This is a genomic window from Neisseria oralis, assembly GCF_045062685.1.
GTDB classification, from domain to species: Bacteria; Pseudomonadota; Gammaproteobacteria; order Burkholderiales; family Neisseriaceae; genus Neisseria; species Neisseria oralis.
Genome location: NZ_JBJGEB010000124.1, coordinates 1 through 230, shown reverse-complemented (window position 1 = coordinate 230; position 230 = coordinate 1). Strand labels below are relative to the sequence as shown.

At 60.0% G+C, this 230-nt stretch carries 1 pseudogene; it reads right to left on the bottom strand.

From position 1 onward, the window contains the following. Positions 1 to 230, bottom strand: a pseudogene (locus ACI43T_RS12310) (porphobilinogen synthase); the annotation flags it as partial.

Sequence of the window (230 nt, the reverse complement as noted above, 5' to 3'; positions counted from 1 at the left end):
GTATAAGGATCGAGCGCGACATCCGTCATAATGCCCAGTTCCGGGAAACGCTCGCGCAAGGCGCGGACGGCTGTCGGCACGAGTCCTTCGGGATTGTACGCCTCCTCCGCACGCTCGGTTTTGTTTGCCGTAACCACGGGGAACAGTGCCAGCATCGGAATACCGAGCTTCACCGCCTCTTCCGCCGTAAACAGCAGCCTGTCCAAACTTTGACGCTTCACGCCCGGCAT